At 66.9% G+C, this 299-nt stretch carries 1 protein-coding gene; it reads right to left on the bottom strand.

Features of this window, described 5'->3' with window-relative positions:
- Nucleotides 1-299, bottom strand: a 299-nt coding sequence (locus tag Q7A36_RS41280) for an IS3 family transposase (protein ID WP_305109552.1), incomplete at both ends; no start/stop codon positions are given.

Here is a 299-nt window from a genome sequence, read left to right as displayed (position 1 = left end):
ACCGCGACCAGGTAGAGAAAGCCACGCCGCATTGGCAGGTAGGTGATGTCGGCGCACCAGACCTGGTTGGGGCGGTCGATCACCAGATCCCGCAGCAGATAGGGGAAGATCCGGTGCTCGGGGTTCGGCACCGTCGTCCGCGGCCGCTGATAGATCGGCGCCAGGCCCATCTTCGCCATCAGCCGCCGGATGCGCTTGCGGCCGACCACATAGCCCTCGCGCCGCAGGTGCCGTGCCATCTGCCGCGAGCCGTACCAGGGCGTCTCCAGGAACTGTACGTCGATCAGCCGCATCAGCTC

It is taken from the genome of Paracraurococcus lichenis (assembly GCF_030657435.1).
Classification (GTDB): Bacteria; Pseudomonadota; Alphaproteobacteria; order Acetobacterales; family Acetobacteraceae; genus Paracraurococcus; species Paracraurococcus lichenis.
The sequence above is the reverse complement of the archived record's forward strand: the minus strand, read 5'-3'. Positions and strand labels throughout refer to the sequence as shown.